General features: G+C 61.1%; 19 protein-coding genes. 8 read left to right on the forward strand and 11 right to left on the reverse strand.

The features are described 5' to 3' along the window. Positions 1–19 precede the first annotated feature (19 nt). On the forward strand, positions 20–739 hold the full coding sequence (locus LGL98_RS18515; RefSeq protein ID WP_136033272.1) for a phosphodiester glycosidase family protein: 720 nt from the start codon (positions 20–22) through the stop codon (positions 737–739). A gap of 260 nt (positions 740–999) precedes the next feature. Here the strand turns inward: LGL98_RS18515 and LGL98_RS18520 are convergent, their stop codons facing one another. Genes LGL98_RS18520 through LGL98_RS18530 form a run of 3 tightly spaced genes read right to left on the reverse strand, consistent with a single transcriptional unit; the run spans position 1000 to position 7961 of the window. After that, a complete protein-coding gene (locus LGL98_RS18520; RefSeq protein ID WP_128206650.1) occupies positions 1000–4092 on the reverse strand; it encodes an efflux RND transporter permease subunit in 3093 nt (1030 codons plus the stop codon). A 13-nt stretch (positions 4093–4105) separates the two neighbouring features. Beyond that, on the reverse strand, positions 4106–5185 hold the full coding sequence (locus LGL98_RS18525) for an efflux RND transporter periplasmic adaptor subunit (RefSeq protein WP_136033274.1): 1080 nt from the start codon (positions 5183–5185) through the stop codon (positions 4106–4108). A 52-nt stretch (positions 5186–5237) separates the two neighbouring features. Then, on the reverse strand, positions 5238–7961 hold the full coding sequence (locus tag LGL98_RS18530) for a cation-transporting P-type ATPase (protein WP_168435361.1): 2724 nt from the start codon (positions 7959–7961) through the stop codon (positions 5238–5240). Between the two features lie 502 nt (positions 7962–8463). On the opposite strand from LGL98_RS18530, the gene LGL98_RS18535 reads away from it, so the two are divergent. Continuing rightward, complete coding sequence (locus LGL98_RS18535) at positions 8464–8712, forward strand: DUF1158 domain-containing protein (RefSeq protein ID WP_002893037.1); 249 nt, start codon at positions 8464–8466, stop codon at positions 8710–8712. Positions 8713–8729: 17 nt separating this feature from the next. Here LGL98_RS18535 and LGL98_RS18540 read toward each other — a convergent pair whose 3' ends face one another. Continuing rightward, the gene (locus LGL98_RS18540; protein WP_002893035.1) at positions 8730–9071 is read right to left on the reverse strand and encodes a RamA family antibiotic efflux transcriptional regulator; all 342 of its coding nucleotides are present in this window, start codon (positions 9069–9071) and stop codon (positions 8730–8732) included. 30 nt (positions 9072–9101) lie between these two features. Further along, a complete protein-coding gene (locus LGL98_RS18545) occupies positions 9102–10217 on the reverse strand; it encodes an MBL fold metallo-hydrolase (RefSeq protein WP_168435362.1) in 1116 nt (371 codons plus the stop codon). Positions 10218–10396: 179 nt separating this feature from the next. Between LGL98_RS18545 and LGL98_RS18550 the strand changes: the two genes are divergently transcribed. The 3 genes from LGL98_RS18550 (at position 10397) to nfsB (ending at position 12119) form a co-directional block, all read left to right on the forward strand. After that, positions 10397–10981 carry a TetR/AcrR family transcriptional regulator gene (locus tag LGL98_RS18550; protein WP_002893026.1) on the forward strand — a complete coding sequence of 195 codons (585 nt, stop codon included), beginning with the start codon at positions 10397–10399 and terminating at the stop codon, positions 10979–10981. After that, a complete protein-coding gene (locus LGL98_RS18555; protein ID WP_002893024.1) occupies positions 10978–11346 on the forward strand; it encodes an MmcQ/YjbR family DNA-binding protein in 369 nt (122 codons plus the stop codon). The genes LGL98_RS18550 and LGL98_RS18555 overlap by 4 nt, the downstream gene beginning before the upstream one ends. A gap of 119 nt (positions 11347–11465) precedes the next feature. After that, positions 11466–12119 carry an oxygen-insensitive NAD(P)H nitroreductase gene (gene nfsB, locus LGL98_RS18560; RefSeq protein WP_012542524.1) on the forward strand — a complete coding sequence of 218 codons (654 nt, stop codon included), beginning with the start codon at positions 11466–11468 and terminating at the stop codon, positions 12117–12119. A 447-nt stretch (positions 12120–12566) separates the two neighbouring features. Here nfsB and LGL98_RS18565 read toward each other — a convergent pair whose 3' ends face one another. Beyond that, the gene (locus tag LGL98_RS18565; RefSeq protein ID WP_136033276.1) at positions 12567–13610 is read right to left on the reverse strand and encodes a DUF2157 domain-containing protein; all 1044 of its coding nucleotides are present in this window, start codon (positions 13608–13610) and stop codon (positions 12567–12569) included. A gap of 596 nt (positions 13611–14206) precedes the next feature. After that, positions 14207–15073: a helix-turn-helix transcriptional regulator gene (locus tag LGL98_RS18570; protein WP_004151823.1), complete on the reverse strand. Its 867-nt coding sequence runs from the start codon at positions 15071–15073 to the stop codon at positions 14207–14209. Between the two features lie 108 nt (positions 15074–15181). On the opposite strand from LGL98_RS18570, the gene LGL98_RS18575 reads away from it, so the two are divergent. After that, positions 15182–16609, forward strand: a complete 1428-nt coding sequence (locus tag LGL98_RS18575; protein WP_136033277.1) for an MFS transporter — start codon at positions 15182–15184, stop codon at positions 16607–16609. A 70-nt stretch (positions 16610–16679) separates the two neighbouring features. Further along, complete coding sequence (locus tag LGL98_RS18580) at positions 16680–17924, forward strand: mechanosensitive ion channel family protein (RefSeq protein ID WP_004142570.1); 1245 nt, start codon at positions 16680–16682, stop codon at positions 17922–17924. 2 nt (positions 17925–17926) lie between these two features. Here the strand turns inward: LGL98_RS18580 and LGL98_RS18585 are convergent, their stop codons facing one another. Further along, a complete protein-coding gene (locus LGL98_RS18585) occupies positions 17927–18907 on the reverse strand; it encodes a LacI family DNA-binding transcriptional regulator (RefSeq protein ID WP_136033279.1) in 981 nt (326 codons plus the stop codon). A 234-nt stretch (positions 18908–19141) separates the two neighbouring features. Here LGL98_RS18585 and LGL98_RS18590 point away from each other — a divergent pair, with 234 nt between their 5' ends. Continuing rightward, positions 19142–19558 carry an Exc2 family lipoprotein gene (locus LGL98_RS18590; RefSeq protein WP_136033281.1) on the forward strand — a complete coding sequence of 139 codons (417 nt, stop codon included), beginning with the start codon at positions 19142–19144 and terminating at the stop codon, positions 19556–19558. Positions 19559–19566: 8 nt separating this feature from the next. Here LGL98_RS18590 and LGL98_RS18595 read toward each other — a convergent pair whose 3' ends face one another. From LGL98_RS18595 to LGL98_RS18605, 3 genes are read right to left on the reverse strand one after another with little or no spacing between them, the layout of a single operon-like run. Beyond that, on the reverse strand, positions 19567–20718 hold the full coding sequence (locus LGL98_RS18595) for a Gfo/Idh/MocA family protein (RefSeq protein ID WP_136033283.1): 1152 nt from the start codon (positions 20716–20718) through the stop codon (positions 19567–19569). A 1-nt stretch (position 20719) separates the two neighbouring features. Further along, positions 20720–21742 carry a sugar phosphate isomerase/epimerase family protein gene (locus LGL98_RS18600; protein ID WP_136033286.1) on the reverse strand — a complete coding sequence of 341 codons (1023 nt, stop codon included), beginning with the start codon at positions 21740–21742 and terminating at the stop codon, positions 20720–20722. Between the two features lie 16 nt (positions 21743–21758). Then, entirely contained in the window at positions 21759–22964 is a 1206-nt protein-coding gene (locus LGL98_RS18605; RefSeq protein WP_168435378.1) for an MFS transporter, read from the reverse strand. Positions 22965–22978 lie beyond the last annotated feature (14 nt).

Genomic DNA, 22978 nt, shown 5'->3' on the forward strand with positions numbered 1-22978 from the left:
ACTATAGAAAGGACTGCCCATGTTATTACGTTGCCTGCTCCCCCTGGCGCTGCTGCCCCTGGCCGCCGTCGCCAGCGCCACCTGTACCCTCACCGACCCGTCGCTGACTCTGCAGAGCTATCGGGTGGATGCGCAGAAAGAGCGCATTGCGATGTACTGGCAGGATCGGCACGGCAAAGCCTGGGGGTCCCTGCGTTCGCTGCTGGCGGGTATTGATGGCGATGGCCGGGTGCAGATGGCGATGAACGGCGGCATTTACGATAAAGCCTACGCGCCGCTGGGGCTGTATATCGAAGACGGCAAACGGCTGACGCCGGTAAACCGTTCCGCCGGCGGCGGGAACTTCTTTATCCGCCCCGGCGGCGTGTTCCTGGTGGCGAACGGCCGGGCGAAAATCGTGCCGCTGCCGGCGTACAAACCCTCTCCCGCCATCCGCTATGCGGTGCAGTCCGGCCCGATGCTGATTGAGAATGGCGTCATCAACTGGCGGCTGAAGCCCTCCGCCAGTTCGCGCAAGCTGCGTAACGGGGTGGGCATCGATAAGCAGGGCCGGGTGGTGTTTATGCTCAGCGATCGCGAGACCAACTTCTATGATTTTGCCTGCTATGCGCAGTCAAAGCTCGGGGTGCGGCAGATGCTCTATCTCGACGGCACCCTGTCGAAGATGTACCGCAAAGGCGGCAGCGTGCCGTGGCAGTATCATCCGTTCGTGACCATGATAACGGTGGAGAGGAAGTAGCGGGCGCCCGGCACAAAAGCAGCGCCGTGCCCGCCGTCCTTACCCGTTCACCAGCGAAGGACTACCCTTTTCTGCCAAACGCAACGTGAACGGAAAATTCCCCCTCACCCTAACCCTCTCCCACAGGGAGAGGGGACCGCCCGGCAGTCGCTGTTGCTCCGGCAGATAAGGCCAAACGCGACGTGAACGGAAAATCCCCCTCACCCTAACCCTCTCCCACAGGGAGAGGGAATCGACAGGCAGACGCTGTGGCGCAACGCTTACCCCCGCCGATGCGCCCACTCACGCATACGCTGAAACAGCACATACAGCGACGGGATAAACAGGATGCCAATCATCGTCGCCACCAGCATACCGCTGAATACCGTGGTGCCGATGATCCGCCGGCTCTGCGCCCCGGCGCCGGTGGCGAGCATCATCGGCATGATGCCGATAATAAACGACACCGCGGTCATCATCACCGCGCGGAAGCGGCGGGTGGCCCCCTCGCGCGCAGCGTCAACTATCGACAGCCCCTCCTCGCGCCGGCTGCGGGCGAATTCAACAATCAGAATCGCGTTCTTCGCTGCCAGGGCAATCAGCAGCACCAGCCCTATCTGAACATACACATCGTTGGCATAGCCCGCGGTCCACAGCCAGAGCAGCGCTCCGCCGATGGCGAACAGCACCGAGAGCATGACGCTCGCCGGCAGCGTCCAGCTCTCATACTGCGCCACCAGGAACAGCCACGCCATCGCCACCGCCGCCAGCACGATCCACACTGCCTGATTGCCGGTCTGCTGCTCCTGCCAGGAGATCCCGCTCCAGGCGTAGTCATATCCCGGCGGCAGATGGGCCTGCAAAATCTGCTCCATGGCCGCCATCGCCGTGCGGCTGCTGACCCCCTCGGCCGCTGAACCGCTCACTGAAACGGACGGGAACTGATTGTACTGCTGAATAAACGGCGCCCCCACCGTCGGCGTAATGGTGACCAGATTGCTCAGCCGCACCCGCTCGCCGTCGCGGCTGCGGACGTACAGCTCGCTAATCTGCTCTGCCCGCTCGCGCCACTGCATCTCATTTTGCATCACCACATGATAGACACGATTGTTACGGCTGAAATCGCCGGCGCGCGTGCCGCCGAACGCCGTCTGCAGGCTGCTGAAAATCTGCGCCACCGGCACATCCAGTAGCGCCGCCCGGTCGCGGTCGACCGTCAGGGTCAGCTGCGGCACGTTGCTGCTCCAGGTGGTAAACACCCGGCTCAGTTGAGGATGCTGGTTCGCCAACTGGAGGATCTCCCGCGTCACCTGCTCCAGCTCCGCCGACGACTGACCGGCCTGCGCCAGGATGCGCAGGTCAAATCCCGAGGCATTGCCCAGGCCCGGCAGGGTCGGCGGCGCGAAGGTCATGATCGTCGCCTCGGGTAGCGACAGCAGCTGGCGCTGAATATCCGCCATCACCGCATCCAGCGGCGGCCGCTGGTGCCAGTCCTTGAGCATCACCGAGATAAACCCGCCGTTAGAGGCGCTGGTGCCGTTGAGAATGTTGAACCCGGACACCTGAATCACATCCTCCACCGCCGGGTTAGCCATCAGCAGCTTGCGCGCCTGGGCCATCACCGCTTCGGTACGCTCCAGCGACGCCGCCTCCGGCAGCTGCACGCTGGCAAACAGGTAACCCTGATCTTCCTGCGGCAGGAAGCCTTTCGGCATCGAGGTGAAGCTGAACGCCACCAGCGCGCCTGCCGCCACCGTCGCCGCCAGCGCCAACCAGGGACGGCGGTTCATCCAGCCCACCAGCCGGCCATAGCCGTCGCGGGTGCCGTCGAGAAGACGGTTAAACGCCCGCCACACCGCCGCTGGCCGGGCAGGACGCGGGCGCAGGAGCAGCGCGCAGAGGGCCGGCGTCAGGGTTAGCGCCACCAGGCTCGACAGGGCCACCGCGGTGGAGAGCGTCACGGCAAACTGCCGGTACAGCTCGCCGACGATCCCCGGGAGCAGCGCCACCGGCACAAACACCGCCAGCAGCACCAGGGTCGTGGCGATCACCGGCCCGGCGATCTGCCGCAGCGCCTGGGCGGTGGCCTGCAGGCGATCCAGCCCTTCCGCCATTTTGGTTTCCACATTCTCCACCACCACAATGGCGTCATCCACCACCATCGTCAGGGCGAGAATGATCGCGAACAGGCTGAGGGTGTTGGCGCTGTAGCCCAGCAGATAGAGCACCGCAAAGGTGCCGATCAGTGACACCGGGATCGCCAGCACCACGATCAGCGTCGCCCGCCAGCTCTGCAAAAATAGCGACACCACCACGACCACCGCCAGCAGGGTCAGCGCCAGCGAGACGCCGATCTCTTTGATCGTCGCCGCCACAAAGCGGGTGGTATCAAACTTCACCTCCCAGGTGAGATCCGCCGGAAAGCGAGTGTGCAGGCGGTTAAGCTCCGCACGCACTGCGCTGGCGACCTGCAGGGCGTTGGCGGTGGGCGTCGGATAGATCCCCAGATAGGCCGACGCTTTACCGTTCAGCTGGGCGCCGGAGCTGTAGCTGCGGGCGCCCAGCTCAATGGTCGCCACGTCGGCGAGGCGCACCAGCTGCCCCTGCGCGCCGCGGCGGATAATAATCTCGCCAAAGCTGGCCGCCTCGTTCAGACGCCCCAGCCCGTTGATGGTCAGCGTCTGCTGCTGGCCGTTAAATACCGGCGGGGTGCCCACCTGCCCCGCCGCGCCCTGCACATTCTGCTCGCGCAGCGCCTGGGCGACATCATCCGTGGTGATGTTGAGCGCGTTCATGCGGTCCGGGCGCAGCCAGATACGCATGCTGTAATCCCGGGCGCCAAACATCTGGACCTCGCCGACGCCGGGCAGGCGGGCCAGCGCCTCGCGCACCTGGGTGCTGGCGTAGTTGCTGACAAACAGCGGCGACAGCGTGCCCAGCGGCGAGTAGAGGCTTACCCCCATAAGCAGATTGCTGGCGCGCTTGCGGACCTGGACGCCATTCTGCTGCACCTCCGCCGGGAGCTGCGCCAGCGCCTGCGCCACCCGGTTTTGCACGTCGATCGCCGCCAGGTCGGCATCGGTGCCCGCCGCGAAGGTTATGCTCAGGCGGTACGTCCCCTCATCCGAGCTGGTGGACTCCATATACAGCATATGATCGACGCCGTTGAGCTGGGTCTCCAGCGGGGCGGCGATGGCTTCCGCCACGTCTGACGCGCTGGCGCCCGGCCAGCTGGCGCTGACGTTCACCACCGGGGGGGTGATCGCCGGGTACTGCTCCACCGGGATCAGCTTCAGCGACACCGCGCCGACAAAGGTCAGCAGCAGCGCGATCACCATGGCAAATCGCGGACGACGGATAAAAAAGGTCAGCATCCCTTCTCCTTACTTAGTTCAGCACCTGTACCGCGGCGCCTTCGCGTAAACGCTGCGCGCCGTCGGTGATCACCTGCTCGCCCGCCTGCAGCCCTTTCTCAACCGCAAACTGCTGCCCCTGCTGCCCCGCGAGGGTCAGACGACGCTGTCCGGCAGTGTGGTCCGGCTTCAGCACCCAGCTGAAAAAGCCCTGCGGATCCTGCTGCACGGCGGCGGCCGGAACCATCACCCGCGACTGCAGTTCCTGCGGACGGAACAGGATCGTCACGCTGCCGCCCGGCAGCAGACGGTGCTGCGGATTGGCGAACTCCGCCCGCACTGCCACGCTGCCGGTGCGGGCGTCAATCCGGTTATCGATAGAGGTCAACACCCCGTCGCGCCGTTTGCCATCAACCTCAATCTGCGCCAGCCACGCCTGCTTCAGGGCGTGGATGTCGGCGTGCTGGCCGGTTTTGCTGAAAAACGCGGCTTCGTCGAGGGCGAACGACACCCGCACCGGATCCAGCTGCACAATGTCCACCAGCACGCCGCTGGATGGGTTAATCAGCGTCCCGACGTGAAAGGCGCTGTGCCCCACGCGACCGGTCACCGGCGCCGCAATCCGGGTGTAGCTGAGCACTATCTGCTGGGCCTCGACGCGGGCTTTGGCCTGCTGTACGGCGGCGGCGGCGACGTCGCGCTGCATCCGGGCTGTATCGACGTCGTTGCGGCTGATGGAGTGGTTGTTGATAAGCCGCTCGTAGCGAGTGAGCAGCTGCTGCGACTGGCGTAATGAGGCTTCGGCGCTTTTCAGCTCGGCTTGCGCCAGGGCCAGCGCCGCGCGGGGCTGCGCGTCGTCGAGGGTAAACAGCAGATCGCCTTCGGTAACATACTGCCCGTCCTGGAAGTGGCGCTGAACAATCACTCCTTCGGTGCGCGCGCGAATGTCGACGGCGCGGATCGCCTCGACCCGTCCGGGGATAGCGCGTTCTTCAGCGTGAGGCGCCAGTTCAACCGTGGCGACGCGGACCGGCACCGCCGGCGCGGCGGTCGCCGTCAGGGCGCCGCCGGCCAGACCGCAGGCCAGCAGAGCAAAGCGGAAGGTTTTAATCATAGGGGATCCTTGCGACAGTAACGCGCGCCTGCAGCGAGGCGCGCGAGATTGTTCAGGCCGTTTTGCGGAACCGGCGCGTCAGACGCTTCTCGACTTCCACCACCAGGAACATGGCGATACCGATAACCAGGGTAACAAACCAGTAGCGCAGCGGCAGCGCTTCCGTACCAAACATGCTCTGCATCAGCGGGACATAGATAATGACCAGCTGCATCAGCAGCAGGACGCCGGTCACCAGCCAGATGCCTTTGTTGCGCAGCAGACCCATGCTCAGAGAGAAGCTGTCGCTGCTGCGGCAGTTGATCATGTAGACCCACTGCGCCGTCACCAGCATCTGCAGCAGCACGGTGCGGATAAACTCCGGGCTGTGGCCGCGCGGCGCCAGCCAGGCCTCAAGGATAAAGGCGGCAATGGCAATCATAGACCCGACGAAAGCCACTCGCCACACGGCGAAACCATCCATCACGTGCTGGCCGGTTTTACGCGGCGGGCGGTTCATCACGTTGCGCTCTGCGGCTTCAAAGGCCAGGCCGAAGGAGAGCGTCGCCGACGTCGCCATGTTCATCCACAGGATCAGCACCGGGGTCAGCGGAATCATGTTCCCCGCCAGCAGGGCGATGATGATCAACAGCCCCTGCGCCAGGTTGGTCGGCATGATGAAGAGGATGGTCTTCTTCAGGTTGTCATAGACCCGACGGCCCTCTTTCACCGAGCTGGCGATGGTCGCGAAGTTATCATCGGTCAACACCATGTCGGCCGCCTCTTTGGTGACTTCGGTGCCTTTGATACCCATGGCGATACCCACGTCGGCCTGGCGCAGCGCCGGCGCGTCGTTGACGCCGTCGCCGGTCATGCCGACCACTTCGCCGTTATCCTGCAGGGCTTTCACCAGACGCAGCTTATGTTCCGGGCTGGTACGGGCGAAGATGTCGTACTCCACTGCCGCCTTCGCCAGCGCCGCATCGTCCATGTGCTCCAGCTGGTAGCCGGTCATGGCCTGGCTGCTGTTGGTGATCCCCAGCATCTGGCCGATGCTCATCGCCGTCTGCGGGTGGTCGCCGGTGATCATCTTCACGCGGATGCCAGCGGTCTGGCAGGCGTGGATGGCGTCAATGGCCTCTGGCCGCGGCGGATCCATCATCCCGGCGATGCCGAGGAAAATCAGCCCCTCCTGCAGGTCCTCATGGTTCAGCGTGGTGGCATCTAGGCTGGCAGGCTTACAGGCCGCCGCCACCATCCGCAGTCCCTGACGGGCGAAGCGCGCCATCTCCTCTTCCCAGTACTGCGCCTCGAACGGTACCGCGCCCTGGCGGCTCATCTGCTCGCGGCACATGGCGAAGATAACGTCCGGCGCACCGGTGATCAGCACCCGGGCATCGCCATCAATGTGCTGCAGGGTCGACATATATTTGTACTGTGAGTCAAAGGGGATCTTGGCCACCAGACGGGCCTCCACCGCCGGGAGCTGCGCTTTCGCCGCCAGCACCTTCAGCGCCCCTTCGGTCGGCCCGCCGGTGATCCCCCACAGACCGCGTTCATCCTGGATAAGCTGGCTGTCGTTACACAGGTCGATGGTGCGCAGCCAGGTCTCCAGCACGGTGCCGGGCTGAACCTGCACAGGCTCATCGCTCCCCTCGAGGAAGATCCGCCCCTGCGGCTCATAGCTGTCGCCTTCCACCCGGTAGCAGCAGTCTGCCGTGATGATCGCTTTGACGGTCATTTCGTTCATTGTCAGGGTGCCGGTTTTATCCGAGCAGACTACGGTCATGGCGCCGAGGGTTTCCACGGTCGGCAGCTTACGAATAATCGCCCGCTTGCGCGCCATCGTCTGCACGCCGAGCGACAGGATAATCGAGATGATCGCCGGCAGCCCTTCCGGTACCGCGGCTACCGCCAGGCTAATCAGCGACAGCAGCAGCTCGCCCATCGGGATATCCCGCAGCGCGAGGCTGAAGATAAACAGCGCCACCATCATGGCGAGAATAATGGCGAAAATCGCTTTGCCGAGCTTATCCATCTGCACCAGCAGCGGGGTACGGTGCTTCTCAATGCCCGCCATCATCTGGTTGATATGGCCGAGTTCAGTCTGCGCGCCGGTGGCAGTCACCACGCCGACGCCGCCGCCGGCGCTGACGGTGGTCCCGGAGAAGACCATATTCACCCGGTCGCCCAGCGGCAGATCGCCCTCCAGCGCGTCGGTGATTTTATCGACGACCGTCGACTCGCCGGTAAGGATCGCCTCTTCCACCCGCAGGTTGTGGGTTTCAATCAGGCGCATATCCGCCGGTACGCGGTCGCCGGCGCGCAGGATAACGATATCCCCCGGAACCAGGTCGCGCGTCGGGATAGTCTCATGCTTGCCGTTACGCTGAACGCGGGCATCGCTGGAGAGCATGTTGCGGATCCCCTGCAGGGATTTTTCGGCGTTGCTCTCCTGGATATGACCGATCAGAGCGTTGATCACCGTCACGCCGAGGATCACCAGGGTATCGACCCAATGCCCCATGATGGCGGTCAGCGCCGCGGCGGCCAGCAGCACGTAAATCAGTACGTCGTTAAAGTGGGCGAGAAAGCGCAGCCAGGCCGGCTTGCCTTTCTTTTCCGGCAGCGCGTTCGGCCCACAGCTATTCAGGCGCTCGGCGGCGTCTGCGGAACTTAACCCAGCGGCCTGGCTTTTGGTCTGCGCCAGCACTGCGTCAACGGTCTGCTGCCAGACCTGCCGTGGCGCGGTGTCGCCCGAGGGCGTCGTAAACTTTGGGTTATTCATCTTGGTCAATTTACATTTTCCTTATAAATTCCGTGAGTCGGAAAGCCTGAAATCATTCCTGGCCAATGAAGTAAAAGAGGGCAAAAATGCCGATAAAAATGTGAACCAATACAAGTCTAAATTTTTCGCAAAATAAAAAAATTGTGATAAGTTAATTCCACAAACCAACTATTACAGAATATTAATAAACCAAAACTAAACGAGGTAAAATATGTTTGGAATCTACCGAGGACGCCGTCTGGTGCTGTACATCGCACTAGCCATCATCATTGCTACGCTGGTGGGATATAGCACTTACAGTTTTGTAAAAGCGCTGGCATAATAATGACGTTAATTTACAGAGAAGCGCATTTAATTTAATTACAAATTATTTCACATTAATTAACATGAGAATAAAAGGCAGGCAATTATATTTAAAAAAGACGTATTAAGATGAGTAAAAAAACAAAGCATATTGCGTTAAGCATTATTTTACCGGACAATATGTTTTTTAACTGACGATTAACATGACATGAAACATCCGCTGGAAACACTGCTCTCCGCCGCCGGGATCTTACTGCTGGCCCTGCTCTCCTGTCTGCTGTTGCCCGCGCCTTCGCTGGGCCTGACGCTGGCGCAAAAGCTGGTTGAGACATTCCATATGATGGATCTCAACCAGCTTTATACGGTGCTGTTTTGTCTGTGGTTCTTAGCGCTGGGCGCCATTGAGTATCTGGTGCTGCGCTGGGTGTGGCGTCGCTGGTTTTCCCTCGAGCGGTAAACCAGGAGGGGCGCGCCTCAGTGGGCGCGACTGTGGTTCTCTTTGCGGTAGGCGCCCGGCGGCTGATTGAAGGTCCGGGTGAAGACGCGGGTAAAGGTTTGTTGCGAATCGAAGCCATACTTCAGGCAGATATCGTAGACCCGCTGATCGGTGTCGCGCAGATCGCGGGCGGCCAGCAGCAGCTTCCTTTCGCGAATATAGCGCCCCAGGCTCTCCCCTTTGTACTGTAAAAACAGCCGTTGCAGATGCCATTTCGAATACCCGGCATGGCGAGCGATATCATCAATACGCAGCGGTTGATGCAGGTTATCATCAATCCACTCGACGATAGTATCAATCACCTGAGCGGAAATCGTCATATGCTCTCTCCTCTGATACTGCACTGGCGCTTAGCGCCACCAGGCGTTAAATGATTGCGTCTTATCGGCGACCCACACCGGCTCGCCCTGCACAGGCGTCAGCAGACGCCAGGCCCTTCCTTCGCTGGCAGCCGCCAGCCGTTGATACGGTTCATCCCAGCTGTGTTTCGCCAAAACGAATCGTCCTGCATGCCCAGGCAGCACCGCGCGAGCGCGTAGGTCGTCGGCAGCCTGAGCCGTTTCATCCGGCATCATGTGGATATATTTCCAGTCCTGGTCATACTGCCCGTTCTCCATGATCGCCAGATCGACCGGACCGAACTCATCGCCTATCGCTTTGAAGTGCGGCCCATAGCCGCTGTCGCCGCTGTAATAAATTTTTTGCTGCGGGGTGACGAACAGAAAACTGGCCCACAGCGTCTGGTTACGCTTCAGCCCACGGCCGGAAAAGTGCCGCGCCGGCAGAACGTGAACGGTTAACTCATCGCTGACCGATACCGCCTGCTGCCAGTCCGCTTCAGTAATCAGCGCCTCGTCCATTCCCCAGTAACGCAGGTGCGACCCTACCCCCAGCGGCGTAATGACCCGCTTAATTTTCGGCAGCAGAGCGCGGATGGTGGCGTAATCCAGATGATCGTAATGATCGTGGGAGATGATCAGCAGATCGATCTCCGGCATCCCTTCCGCCCGCCACGGATAGTCGCCGGGGAAAGCTTTATTAATAAAGGAGAACGGCGCCGCGTAATCGCTAAACACCGGGTCGATCAGGATGCGTTTTCCCGCCAGCTGCAGGTACCAGGAGGAGTGGCCGAGCCAGACCATCACGTCCTGCCCGAGGGGCAGCGTCGCCAGATCGGTCTTCACCAGCGGCAGCGGTTGCGCGGGACGGGCGTTCTCCCGTTTGGTCATCAAAAAATCCCACCATGCCGCCAGCATATTTTTCTGCCCGGTGAACCCCGGCGTGGGCAATTGGTTATGGAACTGGCCGTCCCGGTAGTGGGGAGACGCTTCCACCTGGCTAAGCTGTGCCCCCTGCGGTGCCTTACCAAAACCGGCATTAAGAACAAACGGCAATGTCGTTGCTGCTGCGAGTAACATGATGGCGACCACGCTAAAAGTGACACGGTTCATATCCTGACCAGACAAAAGCCCCCATCCCGGAGGCTTTGTGATATAACTTGATTATGAGTGAGTACGCACTCATTATTAGGAAAGCGATGAAAGTCGTCAAGGCGATTTTCAATTTTTGCGTTCCGCCGTTGCAGCAACCTGGTCAGACGTGCAAAGATCGGCGGTTTGTTTAAACCTGCGTGAGGAAAAAAGTAGTGGCTCGTCCAAAGAGTGAAGATAAAAAGCAAGCGTTACTGGAAGCTGCCACCGCGGCTTTCGCCCAGTCCGGCATCGCCGCCTCGACGTCGGCCATCGCCCGCAGCGCCGGTGTGGCCGAGGGGACGCTGTTTCGCTATTTCGCCACCAAGGATGAGTTGCTCAACGAGCTATACCTCGCGATTAAGCTGCGCCTGGTGCGCACAATGATCGCCGGGCTGGATCCGGACGAAAAGCGCCCGAAAGAGAACGCGCGCAATATCTGGAACAGCTATATCGACTGGGGCGTGCGCAACCCGATGGAGCACAAGGCGATCCGCCGGATGGCGCTCAGCGAGCGCATCACCGACGAAACCCGCCGCCAGGTAAAAGAGAGCTTTCCGGAGCTCAACGAAATGTGCCAGCTGTCGGTGAAAGAGATATTCCTCAGCGAGGCGTACCGCGCCTTTGGCGACGCCCTGTTTCTGTCGCTGGCGGAAACCACCATCGAATTCGCCAGCCACGATCCGCAGCGCGCCCGGGAGATTATCGCCCTCGGCTTTGAAGCCATGTGGCACGCCCTGCATGAGGCGGACGCCAAATGACCCCCGAGATGCTGCATCCCTGTGCTCACCGTATCGCCCTGACCTACCCGTTTACCGAGCACTGCTGGCCCTTTGGGCCAGAGTACGACGTGTTTAAGGTCGACGGCCGCATTTTTATGATCACCATGACTATTCGCGGTCGGGCGCTGGTCAATCTCAAGGCCGAGCCGCAGAAGTCGCTGCTCAATCAGCAAATTTATCGCAGTATCGAACCCGGCTACCATATGAACAAGAAACACTGGATCACGGTGGTGCCAGGAGAGGATATCAGCGAGGATTTGCTGGCCGAGCTGATTGATGATTCGTGGCATCAGGTGGTGAACAAACTGAGTAAAAAGGCGCAGCAGCGGCTGCGTCCGCGCTGATTTTCAGCCAAATGCGATAAGTGTTATCGCATTTTTCACCCTTATCATTTTGCGATCTTCGCTGTACTCTTCCTCTCCTGAACGCACCGGTAAGGTGCTGTAAACTGTGAGGATGAGTTATGGATATCGTATCGGTCGCTTTGAAGCGCTATTCCACCAAGGCCTTTGACGCCACGAAAAAGCTGACTGCCAGCGAAGCCGAACAGCTGAAAACGCTGCTGCAGTATAGCCCGTCTAGCACCAACTCCCAGCCGTGGCACTTTATCGTCGCCAGCACCGATGAAGGGAAAGCCCGCGTAGCCAAAGCCGCCAGCGGTACCTACGTGTTCAACGAACGTAAAATTCTCGATGCCTCGCACGTGGTGGTGTTCTGCGCGAAAACCGCGATGGACGACGCCTGGCTGCAGCGCGTGGTGGATCAGGAAGAGGCCGATGGCCGTTTCGCCACCCCGGACGCAAAGGCCGCTAACCACAAGGGTCGTACGTTCTTTGCCGATATGCATCGCAAAGAGCTGAAAGATGACGATCAGTGGATGGCGAAGCAGGTGTATCTCAACGTCGGTAATTTCCTGCTGGGCGTAGCGGCGATGGGTCTCGACGCCGTGCCGATCGAAGGGGTCGATTTTGCGATCCTCGATGAGGAATTTGACCTGAAAGCCCAGGGCTACACCAGCCTGGTGGTGGTCCCGGTTGGCCACCATAGCGTGGAAGATTTCAACGCTACCCTGCCGAAGTCGCGTCTGCCGCAGTCGACGACCATCACCGAGATTTAATCTCTCCACCAGGCGCCTTTCACCGGGCGCCTCTGGTGCCGCTTGTTATTGCCGGGTGGCGGCTACGCCTTACCCGGCCTACGTAACCATCTCTCTATCAGATTGTTACCCCTCAACGTAGGCCCGCGCAAGCGCAGCGCCGCCGGGCAGGGGCCGCGGGTGCGGGGCGGCTTTTATGCCGGGCGGCGGCTCACGCCTGACCCGGCCTACATAACCATCCATATATCAGATTGTTACCCCTCACCGTAGGCCCGCGCAAGCGCAGCGCCGCCGGGCGATGACAACGGGCACGGAGCCGATTTTATGCCTGGTGGCGGCTACGCCTGCCCCGGCATACGGGATCCTCTTACAGGCTTACACCTCGCAGCGCCGCCAGGCGCGTTAATTTAGTAAAGTAAAAGGCCGCGACTGAGCGCGGCCTGAGTGGTTAGCGTTCTCAACGCGAGCTTATTTTTTCTCCACCTGCCCTTCGCCGGCGTGCCAGATGCGCTCGGCATAGCGGCCAATCACCGCCAGCGAGACGGCAAGGATCAGGAAAAACAGCACCTTGTGCATCCCGTTCCAGAAAAACTCAAAGAAACGGGTATAGAGATTGATCGCCAGGAAGGTTAGTCCGAAGCCGCGCAGCATTCCGTCATCGGTTTTCAGGCTGATAAAAATGCAGACGCCGGCCGCTACGGCAAACAGCAGCCCCCACGGCAGGAGTCGCGCCTGGCTCACCTGGTACCAGCTGTCTGCGTCGTAATTGCCGAAAATCGACATGATCCACAGCGCAATAAACAGGTACGTGAGGCCCATCGCCTTACTGACGGTAAACAGCTGCCGCTGGCGAAGCAGGGATTGCGCGCCGTAGCAGAGCGCCAGCAGCGCGCCGCCGAAGAGGACGAAGCGAATCGGGTAGTTCATGCCCAGCCAGTAGGCGCCCCACCCCGAGACATAGCCGGTTTCCGCGCCGAACCAGTTACCCAGCGCCAGCAGAAAAAAGAGCCACACCAGCCCGGAGCGGGCAATATAGCCGATGGCGCCGTAAATCACGCATCCGGCCAGAAACAGCGGTGCGATATGGCCACTGCCGTTATCCAGCCGTTCGCCAAGCTGCCATATCGCCACGGCGGTAAAGACGACGCCCAGAAACAAAATCGCCTCGGTGCTGTAGTGCCACTGCGTCTCCCGCCGCTGGCGGCGAAAACCCCAGCCGTAGCAGGCGACTGCCAGCAGCGCAGGCAGCAGGATCCGCATCAGCGCCGAGTGGCTGAACAGGCTCAGCAGCCACGCCACCAGCTCGCTGTCGGCGAACAGACTGCCCAGGGAAATCAGCACGCAGGCCAGCGCGGTCCAGAAGGCATAGCGGCTCAGGCGCCGCCAGTCGAAGGGGGAGACGCGCATCGTTTGCGCCAGCCGCTGGCTGTCCGACGGGGTTAACTCCCCGCTGGCCTGCCAGGCATTCAGCGCGCGCTGAATAATGCGCTGCTCTTTTCGGGTTACGTTCATAGGCATTCCTTGAGACTGATGACAAACCTGTTCGCTAATGTGCTCGCCTTTCTGCCGGGCAGCAGCTGTCGCCTTCCCCGGCCTACTTAATCATTTATATATCAGATTGTTACCCCTTACCGTAAGCCCGCGTAAGCGCAACGCCGCCGGGCATGATATCAGGCTCGATACCCGTCATATTGCCGGGTGGCGGCTACGCCTGACCCGGCCTACAGCCCCAAATCACCGCTGGCGCAGGGGCTGCTGAAACTGCCGGTGCTGGCGGCCTCAACATCGCTGAGACGTTCCCGGAAGGCCGGGGCAGCCCGCATGGATGCGGGCTGAGGGCCGTGTTTTGCATGGACGCTGCCTCGGCCCGACCCGAAGCCTGCAGGGATAAGTCGAAGGCACCACGCAGTGGCGATGTTGCTGGCCGGAGCCCGGGGGTACAGGGGGCGGCGGCGACTGGCCGCCCCCTGTGCGCTCCCTGCGCCGTAAGAGACATAACGCAGAAGACTAACCGGGAGCGCAATGTGCGCTGAAGCCACAGATAACATAAAAGCCCTGCCGGGCAATACCCGAAGATGGCACATTGCCAGCCATCTGATTCCTTGTGATTAATGTTGGTCCAGCCACGCCAGCGCCTGCTCGCCCGCCTCGTCCATCGGCAGATAGACCAGCAGGCGCGAACCGTTGCGCGGCGCCGAATACCAGTACATCTGCTGCAGACTGAATCGCCCGAGCTGCGGGTGGTTAAAATGTTTAATCTGGTTTTCCACACCACGCACCTCGTAGCGCTGATGCCACAGCGCTTCAAACTCCGACGAGGCGGCGAAAAAGCGCGCCAGTTTGTTTTCCCACGCCGGATCGCCGCGGTGCTCGGCCATCGCGGCGCGAAAATAAGAGACGAAGGTCGGCAGCACATCGCGATTTTCGATCCGGCTGCGCCAGGTCTCATGGGTCAGATAGAGATAAATGCAGTTGCGATCTTCTTCCGGAAGGGTGGCAAAATCGATGCCCATCAGGCGGCAGAAGCTGTCGTTCCACGCCACAATATCAAAGTTCGGTTTCTGAATGCTGGCCGGCTGCGGCATCAGGCTATCCAGCATGCGGCGGGTACCGGGGCTGATGCCTTCGCACACTGTCACCTGGGTGGCTTCCGGCGGGGTCAGCCCGGCGAGCACGAACAGATGCCGGGTCTCCAGCGGACTGCACTGCAGGGCATTCGCCACCCCCACCAGCACCGCCTCCGACGGATTCACCTCCCGCCCCTGCTCCAGCCAGGTGTACCAGGTGACGCCGACGTCGGCGAGCATCGCCACCTCTTCCCGGCGCAGACCCGGCGTGCGCCGGCGGCCTACCCTGGGCAACCCAAGGCGCTGCGGATCGAGGCTTTCACGGCGGGCGCGCAGAAAGGCCCCCAGCTGTTTGCGTCGATCGTCCGGCACGGCGATCGTCGACTCCCGTTGCGGCATCGTGGTCATCACCCCTCCAGCATAGTAGTGCCAATACCAGTATAGACAGGAACTGGTACCCGTTTAATTTATCGGTAATGCTACGTCGGTCTGCTGAATGACGCAATGGAGAATCCCATGAATACGTCTGCTGTTTCACCCGGCCGCGCCGGTCTGTTGCTGCTGCTGAGCGGCCAGATGCTGCCGCTTATTGATACCTCGATCACCAATGTGGCGCTGGACGCCATCACCCACACCCTGGCGGCCAGCGCCACGCAGCTGGAGCTTATCGTCGCGCTGTACGGCGTCGCCTTTGCCGTCTGCCTGGCGATGGGCAGTAAGCTCGGCGATAACTACGGTCGCCGGCGCCTGTTTATGTGGGGCGTCGCCCTCTTTGGCATCGCTTCCCTGCTGTGCGGGATGGCGAACAGCATCGGCGCCCTGCTGGCGGCCCGCACCCTGCAGGGTGCCGGGGCGGCGCTGATTGTGCCGCAGATCCTCGCGACCCTGCACGTCACCCTCAAAGGCCCCGCCCACGCCAGGGCCATCAGCTTATATGGCGGCATCGGCGGGATCGCCTTTATCGTCGGTCAGATGGGCGGCGGCTGGCTGGTGTCGGCGGACATCGCCGGGCTGGGCTGGCGCAACGCCTTTTTTATCAATGTGCCGATCTGCCTGCTGGTGCTGGCTCTGAGCCGCCGCTATGTGCCGGAAACCCGTCGCGAGACGCCGTCGCGGATTGACTGGCAGGGTACGCTGTACCTCGCGCTGATCCTCTGCTGCCTGCTGTTCCCGATGGCCCTCGGTCCGGAGCTGCACTGGCCGCTGTGGCTGCAGCTGATGCTGGTGGCGGTCCTGCCGCTGCTGTTCGCCATGCGTCAGAGCGCTCTGCATCAGCAGCAGCGCGGCGACCATCCCCTGCTGCCGCCGCGTCTGCTGCAGTTAACCAGCATCCGCTTCGGGATGGCCATCGCCCTGCTGTTTTTCAGCGCCTGGTCCGGCTTTATGTTCTGCATGGCGCTGACCATGCAGGAGGGGCTGGGGATGGCGCCGTGGCAGTCCGGCAATAGCTTTATCGCCCTCGGCGTGGCCTATTTTATTTCGGCGCTGTATGCCCCGCGGCTTATCGCCCGCTATAGCATGGGGCGGATCCTGTTGACCGGTCTGGCGGTGCAGATTGCCGGACTCCTGCTGCTGTGCGCCACCTTCTCCCGCTTCGGCGTCGCCACCAGCGCCCTGACGCTGGTCCCCGCCACGGCGCTGATCGGCTATGGCCAGGCGCTGATCGTCAACAGCTTTTACCGGATTGGTATGCGCGATATCAGCGCCAGCGACGCCGGGGCCGGGAGCGCAATCCTCAGCACCCTGCAGCAGGCGACCCTCGGTCTCGGACCGGCTATCCTTGGTTCGCTGTTCCTGGCGCTGGCCCGTCGCGGCGGCGGAAACTATCCGCAGGCGCTGATTGATTTTCTGCTGGTCGAGGTGGCCATGATGCTGTTGCTGGGGGCGATAGCGCTGTGGCTACGCCATCATCTCAACCGACAGCCGGCGACGGTGGCCTCGTAATACCGGCGGCGGTAATTTGCATAATAGCTATCCAGCGGTCATCATACCCGCTGGATATTCAGGAGACGTTATGCAGGAATTAATATCGCAAATTGCCGCCTTAGGAATCGAAATAACCCCCACCCGCTCGCTGATGATTATCTTCGGCATTATCTTGTTCACCGCTGTGGTCGTGCATCTGATATTGCACAAAGTGGTCCTGCGCGCATTTGAAAAACGGGCGCTGGCCAGCAGCCATCTGTGGCTGCAAATCATCACGCAGAATAAACTCTTTCACCGACTGGCCTTTACCCTGCAGGGGATCATCGTCAACGTCCAGGCGGTGCTGTGGCTGCAAAAAGGCAGCGAGGCCGCGGAAATATTAACCACCGTGGCCCAGCTATGGGTGATGATATATGCCATGCTGTCCTTCTTCTCGCTGCTGGATGTGATTTTAAAGCTGGCGCAGAAATTTCCCGCCGCCTCACAGCTGCCGCTGAAGGGCATATTCCAGGGAATTAAGCTGGTGACGGCGATTATTATCGGCATTCTGATTATTTCGCTACTGATAGGTCAGTCACCGGCGATCCTGATTAGCGGGCTCGGCGCGATGGCCGCGGTGCTGATGCTGGTGTTTAAAGATCCGATCCTCGGCCTGGTGGCCGGTATTCAGCTCTCGGCTAACGATATGCTCAAGCTTGGCGACTGGCTGGAGATGCCGAAGTACGGTGCCGACGGCGCGGTGATCGATATCGGCCTCACCACGGTCAAGGTGCGCAACTGGGACAACACCATCACTACCATTCCGACCTGGTCGCTGGTCTCCGACTCGTTTAAAAACTGGAGCGGCATGTCGGCCTCCGGCGGCCGCCGCATCAAACGCAGCCTTAACATAGACACCACCAGCATTCATTTTCTTGATGAACAGGAGCAGCAGCGCCTGATCCGGGCGAAATTACTTAAACCCTATATGGATTCACGCCACGAAGAGATAAGCGCCTGGAACCAGCAGTACGCCGGGGAGCAATCGATCCTCAACGAGCGGCGGATGACCAACGTCGGCACCTTCCGCGCCTATCTGCAGGAGTATTTACGCCATCATCCGCGCATCCGCCAGGATATGACCCTGATGGTGCGCCAGCTGGCGCCGGATGCCAACGGCTTGCCGATCGAGATCTACTGCTTCACTAACACCGTGGTATGGGCGGAATATGAGGGCATCCAGGCGGATATTTTCGACCATGTCTTCGCCGTGGTGGATGAGTTTGGCTTACGCATTCATCAAACGCCCACCGGCAACGACATTCGCGCGCTGACCGGCGCCTTCTCCCGCTGACCTCAGGCGCTGGCGCGGGCTATCACGCGCCAGTCCATCATCACCCGCTCGACGGCGGCGTCGGGATCGTCGATGCGTTTCATTAACAGAGACACCGCCGTGCGGCCGATCGCCCGGGAGGGCTGTTCGACGGTGGTCAGTTGCGGGGAGACAACTTCCGCCAGCTCGGTGCCATCGAAGCCGATCACCGCGATATCCTCCGGCACCCGCAGTCCGGCCTGGTCAATCGCCCGCAGCGCCCCGGCGGCGAGGGAGTCCGAAACGGCAAACACTGCGTCGGGCTGCTCGTCTTGCGACAGCAGTTGCTCCATCGCCCGTTTACCGGCCGCCGCGCTAAGATCCTGCGCGTAGGTCACCTGCTGATACGCCAGACCGTGCACGTGCAGCACGCTTTTATAACCGCGCTCGCGCAGACGAGCGTAGCGATAGCTGAGGTCATGATTAATGAGCGCGATGCGGCGGCGGCCGCCGTCGGCCAGTCGGGACACCGCCCCCTGGGCCGCCTCGACGTCGTTAATCCCGACGCAGGAGATGCTGCCGGTGTCGGCATACTCCGCGCACTGCACCCAGGGCGCATCGCCAATCATGGTGGTCAATTCCGGCAGGCTGGAGAGCGCGTTCATGGTAATAATGCCGTCGACCATTTTGCCGGAGAGCAGCTGCAGGCCCGAGGTCGATCGGGCCAGATCCGACCCGGAATTACACAGCAGAATGCGGTAGCCATTCTTCTCCGCCTCTTCTTCTATCCCCTTCACCACCTCGGCGCAAAAGGGGTTAGCGATATTGGAGACCATCACCAGGATCATATTGCTGCGAGCGGTTCGCAGCTGACGCGCCAGCAGGTTCGGCTGATAGTTGCTCTCTTTGATCGCCTGCAGCACGCGCTCACGGTTTTTGGCTTTTACCGTATCGCTGTTGTTCAGCACCCGCGACACCGTGGCCACCGAGACGCCGGCCAGACGAGCAATTTTCTGAATAGACATAAACCCTGCACTTCCTGCGATAGAGGTGGATCCTGCAGGCTATCATAAATGACCTCTGGTCAGCCTGCCAGCCTGACGCGAAAGCGCGGGAGCGGCCGAGAAAACTATTAAAAATCAGGGCTTCTCTCCCACGCCGTTAACGCGCATCCTTTTTCCGTTCCACCCGGTTCGCGCTCTGGCGACAGCCCCCCCTGGCGCCCTGTTTCTTCGTTTATGATTAAGGATGATATCTTCATGAGGCTCTCTACCGCGGTTCTCGCCCTCAGCTGTGCCCTGGCTACACTTACCGGCTGCACCTCGTCAAAATCGTCACCGGAACGCCACGCTTACGCGTTTGTCGCCCACCGCTCCGATTTTGTCGGCGGTAATTTCACCGTCAACCGCCAGGAAAATTACCGTTTAAACCTGCCGACCTTCACGGCAATGTACGCCCGCGGCCAGCAGGATAAAGCCACTGGCATGAGTGAAAGCGACGCCCGCCGCACCGCCGAGGCCATCAAACAGCAGGCGGCGCAGGGCACCCGCACCGAGCACGCCTTTACCGGCAACGCCAGCGACAAATGGGATAATGCGATGGAAAATAAAGATGCCATCCTGTTCGGCAACGAGCTCTCCGGTGCCTATCTCGACGGCTATCTTGGGGTGAAATAATCCTGCGCTCAGCGTTCGACGCTGACCCAGCGCTGTTCCTGATGGCTTTTGACGATCGCCTCGATGATGTACATCACATCGGCGCCGTCGTCGAAAGCGGCGAAGCGCCGGGCCCCGGCCGCCGGCATCTTCCCGGCGCGCACTGCCTGATAAAAATGCCCCATCATATTTTTAAAGGCGTCCGGCCAGCCCTCAATATGGCCGCCGGGGTAATGGGCGCTGGCGGCGGCCTCCGGCCGCAGCAGGCTCGGGTCGTCGCTGAGCAGGCGATCCGGCTGCTCGCGGTGACCGATCCATAGCCGCTGGGGCACTTCCTGATCCCAGGCCAGGGAGCAAAGGCTACCGTTAATCTCCACCGCCAGACGGTTTTTCCGCCCGGCGCTCACCTGGGAGACCATAAAGCTACCCTTGCTGCCATCATCAAAACGCAACAGTACTGAGCCAATGTCCTCGGTATTGACAGGCCGCGTTTCATACTTCTGCGTCTCGTGAACGGCGCTGAAGGTCGCTTTGCCATTGACCAGCGCTTTACGCGTTGGCCAGACGATAGACAGATCCGCCATCACCTCGACAATCCGCCGACCGGTCATAAACTGCACGGTATCGCACCAGTGGGAGCCGATGTCGGCCACCGTCCGCGACGCACCGCCCTGCGCCGAATCGACCCGCCAGTTGTAGTCGGTCTCCAGCAGCATCCAGTCCTGCAGATAGCTGCCGTGGGCCGCGAAGATTCTGCCGACCTCGCCATGGCGGATCATCGCCGCCGCCTGCTGGACCATGGCGAACTGGCGATAGACGAAGCTGACGCCATGCACCACGCCAGCCCGGGCGGCAAGCGCCACCAGCTCCCGCGCCTCCCCCGCCGTCATACACAGCGGTTTTTCGGAGAAGACGTGCAGCCCGGCGGCGAAGATCTGCCGGTTAATCTGGGCGTGCAGATGGTTCGGCGTACAGTTATGCACCACCTGCAGCCCAGGATGCGCCAGCAGCGCTTCCACGCTGTCGTAGGCATGGGCAATGTTCAGCGCGTTTGCTTTGTGCTGCGCCGCTTCAAGGCTGCTGTCGCACAGCGCCACGACCTCAACATCACCCAGACGCCGCAGCGCCTCCAGATGCGCCGGGCCAATAAACCCTGCCCCGATAATCGCAACCTGAATCATGTTATTCCCTCCCGCCGGCGGCAAAGTCATCAAAGGCCCGCCCGGAAACGGGAATGATATGGCGGCGGATAAACTCGCTACCCTCGCGCGCGCCGGTCTCACTATCCTTCAGGCAGCACTCCCACTCCAGCACCGCCCAGCCGGCAAAATCATATTCGGTCAGCTTACTGAACACCCCCTTGAAGTCGATCTGCCCGTCGCCGGGAGAGCGGAAACGCCCAGCCCGCTGCTGCCAGGGCTGGTATCCGCCGTAGACGCCATTGCGCCCGTTGCGGCGAAATTCGGCGTCCTTGACGTGAAACGCTTTAATTCGCGAGTGATAGATATCGATATAGGTCAGGTAGTCCATCTGCTGCAGGTGCAGATGACTCGGGTCATAGAGCATATTGCAGCGCGGATGGTTATCCACCAGCGCGAGAAAACGCTCAAAGGTCACGCCATCATGCAGGTCTTCGCCGGGGTGGATCTCATAGCAGACATCGACGCCCTGTTCGTCGAAGAGATCCAGCAGCGGCCGCCAGCGCCGGGCCAGCTCGGCAAAGGCCTCATCCAGAAGCGGCTGATTGTGCGGCGGCCACGGATAAAAAAAGGGCCATGCCAGCGCCCCGGAAAAGGTCGCATGCGCTTTCAGCCCCAGGCGGCCGGAGGCCACCGCCGCCTGGCGCACTTTCTCCACCGCCCAGCGCTGGCGCGCCTGCGGATCGCCATGCAGCGCCGCCGGGGCGAAGGCGTCAAACGCCGCATCATACGCCGGATGCACCGCCACCAGCTGTCCTTCAAGGTGAGTGGACAGCTCGCTGATCACCAGCCCATGCTCCGCCAGGGTGCCGCTGACCTCGTCGCAGTAGGTCTGGCTCGCCGCCGCCCGCTCGACATCGAAAATCGCCGGATGGTTGCAGGGGATCTGTAATGCCTTGTACCCCAGGCCGGCGGCCCACTGCGCCACCCCCGCCAGGGTGTTAAACGGCGCCTGCGAGCCGATAAACTGCGCCAGAAAAATGCCCGGACCCTTAATCGTTTTCATACCACCTCCTGAAAAATTAGTGCGGCTCTTTCTCGTTGTACTGGAAAGAGAAAAGGAAAATCAGCGCGATAACCGCGGCGGCCACCGCCGGGATCCACCAGAAGGTCACCCAGGCCTGCGGCACGCTCTGGCCGGCCACCAGGCGGTTATACAGCGCGCCGGAGATCTGCGAGCCCAGCAGCATGCCGATCCCGTAGGTGAACATTACAATCATGCTCTGCGCCTGGCCTTTGACCTTCTCGCCCGCCACGCGGTCGGTGTAGATAAAGCCGACGACAAAGAAAAAGTCATAGCACACGCCGTGCAGCAAAATGCCCAGATAGAGCAGGAAGCGCCCCTCCTCGCTGACCCCGAGGGCGAAAAAGGCGTAGCGGACAAACCACGCCGCCATGCCGATGAGCAGCATGTATTTCACCCCGAGACGACGGAACAGCAGCGGGATCACCAGCATAAAGACGATCTCTGACATCTGGCCGAAGGACATCGCGGTGCTGACATCTTTGACGCCGGCATCCGCCAGATACGACGCGGTATAGGCGTAATAGGTGCCTAACGGCACGGAAATTAAGGTGGCGCAGAGGGAGAAAATCAGGAAATGGCGGGTTTTCAGCAGCGCGAAGGCGTCCGCGCATAGCAGGTCGCGAAACTGAACCGGCATACCTTTGGCCGGCGCCGGGGTGTGGGGCAGCGTCAGGCTGTAAATCGCCAGCGCGACCGAACAGAGCGCCGCCAGGGTGAAGATGCCGGTGGTATCAGAGATACCGGTCACCCCGATGCAGATCCCGGCGATAATCCAGCCGATGGTGCCGAACACGCGAACCACCGGGAAGGTTTTATCGATGTTCGCCAGGCTGTGAAAGGCGATATTGTTGGTCAGCGCCAGGGTCGGCATATAGCACAGCGTATAGCCGAACAGCAGGCCAATCAGCAGGGCGCCGTTCTGCGCCACCAGCGCCTGGGGGACAAACCACAGGATCGCCGCCCCGGCCAGGTGCATCACCGCCATCACCTTCTGCGAGGCGAAAAAGCGATCCACCAGCATCCCCAGCACAAAGGGAGACAAGATGGAGGCGATTGGCCCGGCGGAGAACGCATCGCCGATCAGCAATGACATCTCATAGCGGGTCATCACCAGCCCCAGGGTCACCGACCAGCTGCCCCAGATAAAGAACTGCATAAACATCATTAACGACAGCCGCGGCACCAGAAAACGGTGGCTCACGCGGGCACTTACCT

This window comes from Klebsiella africana, assembly GCF_020526085.1.
Classification (GTDB): Bacteria; Pseudomonadota; Gammaproteobacteria; order Enterobacterales; family Enterobacteriaceae; genus Klebsiella; species Klebsiella africana.

Excerpts from the sequence above, each read along its gene's own strand:
- LGL98_RS18515 (WP_136033272.1), top strand. The coding sequence starts at position 20 with ATGTTATTACGTTGCCTGCTCCCCCTGGCGCTGCTGCCCCTGGCCGCC.
- LGL98_RS18520 (WP_128206650.1), bottom strand. The coding sequence starts at position 4,092 with ATGCTGACCTTTTTTATCCGTCGTCCGCGATTTGCCATGGTGATCGCG.
- LGL98_RS18525 (WP_136033274.1), bottom strand. The coding sequence starts at position 5,185 with ATGATTAAAACCTTCCGCTTTGCTCTGCTGGCCTGCGGTCTGGCCGGC.
- LGL98_RS18535 (WP_002893037.1), top strand. The coding sequence starts at position 8,464 with ATGAAACATCCGCTGGAAACACTGCTCTCCGCCGCCGGGATCTTACTG.
- LGL98_RS18540 (WP_002893035.1), bottom strand. The coding sequence starts at position 9,071 with ATGACGATTTCCGCTCAGGTGATTGATACTATCGTCGAGTGGATTGAT.
- LGL98_RS18555 (WP_002893024.1), top strand. The coding sequence starts at position 10,978 with ATGACCCCCGAGATGCTGCATCCCTGTGCTCACCGTATCGCCCTGACC.
- nfsB (WP_012542524.1), top strand. The coding sequence starts at position 11,466 with ATGGATATCGTATCGGTCGCTTTGAAGCGCTATTCCACCAAGGCCTTT.
- LGL98_RS18565 (WP_136033276.1), bottom strand. The coding sequence starts at position 13,610 with ATGAACGTAACCCGAAAAGAGCAGCGCATTATTCAGCGCGCGCTGAAT.
- LGL98_RS18570 (WP_004151823.1), bottom strand. The coding sequence starts at position 15,073 with ATGACCACGATGCCGCAACGGGAGTCGACGATCGCCGTGCCGGACGAT.
- LGL98_RS18575 (WP_136033277.1), top strand. The coding sequence starts at position 15,182 with ATGAATACGTCTGCTGTTTCACCCGGCCGCGCCGGTCTGTTGCTGCTG.
- LGL98_RS18580 (WP_004142570.1), top strand. The coding sequence starts at position 16,680 with ATGCAGGAATTAATATCGCAAATTGCCGCCTTAGGAATCGAAATAACC.
- LGL98_RS18585 (WP_136033279.1), bottom strand. The coding sequence starts at position 18,907 with ATGTCTATTCAGAAAATTGCTCGTCTGGCCGGCGTCTCGGTGGCCACG.
- LGL98_RS18590 (WP_136033281.1), top strand. The coding sequence starts at position 19,142 with ATGAGGCTCTCTACCGCGGTTCTCGCCCTCAGCTGTGCCCTGGCTACA.
- LGL98_RS18595 (WP_136033283.1), bottom strand. The coding sequence starts at position 20,718 with ATGATTCAGGTTGCGATTATCGGGGCAGGGTTTATTGGCCCGGCGCAT.
- LGL98_RS18600 (WP_136033286.1), bottom strand. The coding sequence starts at position 21,742 with ATGAAAACGATTAAGGGTCCGGGCATTTTTCTGGCGCAGTTTATCGGC.